At 29.6% G+C, this 1,740-nt stretch carries 3 protein-coding genes; all 3 read right to left on the minus strand.

What is annotated here, in order from left to right:
- Positions 1 to 135: 135 nt before the first annotated feature.
- A complete protein-coding gene (locus tag DFR57_RS18050) occupies positions 136 to 657 on the minus strand; it encodes a tubby C-terminal domain-like protein (protein ID WP_114354616.1) in 522 nt (173 codons plus the stop codon).
- 213 nt (positions 658 to 870) lie between these two features.
- Positions 871 to 1,209: a hypothetical protein gene (locus tag DFR57_RS18055; RefSeq protein WP_114354617.1), complete on the minus strand. Its 339-nt coding sequence runs from the start codon at positions 1,207 to 1,209 to the stop codon at positions 871 to 873.
- A 125-nt stretch (positions 1,210 to 1,334) separates the two neighbouring features.
- Entirely contained in the window at positions 1,335 to 1,511 is a 177-nt protein-coding gene (locus DFR57_RS18060) for a hypothetical protein (RefSeq protein WP_245937522.1), read from the minus strand.
- Positions 1,512 to 1,740: the final 229 nt, after the last annotated feature.

The following is a 1,740-nucleotide window of genomic DNA, read 5'->3' on the forward strand; positions in this document are numbered from 1 at the left end:
AAGTGTTATTGCATCATCAATATAAAAATATCAATGTTCGGGTTGCATAAATTAGGAGTGAGCGTTTAGCTCACCCCAACATTTGACTTAGAACCAAAAAATAAAACAATATTTACTCACGTAATTTTAACTTTGTTAGTAGAACCAAGCATGAAAGAGACCTATAACTAAATATTTATCCTCTATAAAATCATCATAATACATATTCACTACCACTTGTCGTGAAGTAATTTGAATTTTCCAATCAGCTATCAATGTGTCTTGCATATATAGTTCAGCTTGTTCAAAAAGATTTTGCGATAGCATGAAATCTTTATCTTTATATTCAAAATGAACTCCCTTTTCACCAAAACCATCAAAATGTTTGGTATCCACCATTGTTATTTCATGTTCTTTACCGTTATTTTCAAAATAAGTAATATATACTTTTCTCTTCCATGTACCACCGTTTTTTGAAATAAAGCGTATATTGTTATCTCCATCTTTAATTTGATATTTAAGAAAAAACATAACCGAGCTATTACCAATGTTATCTATAATTTTTTTAAAAAGATTATCATGGTATCCTTTTATTTCACCGATTTTATTAGCACCTTCGTTTAAATCCAATGTCTTAGTTTTTGTTCCAAAAGATATTGGATAATAATAGTGCATCATTACAAAAATCCCCCTTAAAAGTATTGTGGTTCTTATTTCAGATAACTGCTCGTTAGTTTAATATCTTAGTAATTTAATTTTAACATAATATTCCAAAACTTCACCCACAAAAAAGACCACCAAATTAATGATAGTCTTGTTCAACTCTTGCACCAGTTAGCGCAATAAGTACTGAGCATCTATTAGCTGATATAGATAGAAAAGAAATTATTATTACTCTTCAATAATATTAATTTTATTTGCTACCATACGTTTGTTAATTTTCTCTACCCAAACTTTTATTTGCTGTCTTTCATCTAGGTCATCCACAGTGGTTCCTTTTCCTCTTATTTTTGTGTTTTTGCTAAAATAGATTTTATATACATTGTACTCTGCTTCTTCATCAGCATTTATCGGTTCTAAAGTAAAGTTTTCTTCTTGTAGGTTTGTTATTACACCTTTATAATCTGACTTTATGAAATACCAATAGAACAAAACAACAACGAATAAGGCGAGAAGGATGCTTAATACGATTATTAGTGATTTAATTTCTCCCTTAATGTGAGAGTTCATTTCCCTCCCCCTTTTTCAACTCGTTGTTCCACAATTTTGACCTATAGTTGAACAACAATAAGTTTTATTTTATTGTGTTAAAGCAAGCTTTAGCTAAATAAACTTATTATCCCTCTTTTAATTCATTATTTTTCTCGTGTTTTTACTAATCTAACAAACCAATAAAGGAAAATCCAAGGAAGTATAAATTTTGTAGACCATTCAATCAGAGTTGGAATTACATATGAGGTATTGATATTAGCCAAATTAAGTATTAACCAAAGTCCTAATAAAATAGCTATTCCAATAATTATTTTTTTCAATAAATTCCCTCCATAAACATAATCTAATTCAATTTTTATCATGAGATAGTAACATCCTTGTTAAACAATCCTTTCATGCTAGCTCAACAAGCAATAGGAGCTGCGACACTAAAACAACTCGTTGTTCAACTAAAGCACCCGTTACTTGAATAAGCCAAAAAAGACGGTCAAGTAGTGACCGCCCTTTTACTCATACATTAACTTTATAATTCAGTGCTAATTCATCTCC

Source organism: Saliterribacillus persicus (genome assembly GCF_003337485.1).
Taxonomy (GTDB): domain Bacteria; phylum Bacillota; class Bacilli; order Bacillales; family Amphibacillaceae; genus Saliterribacillus; species Saliterribacillus persicus.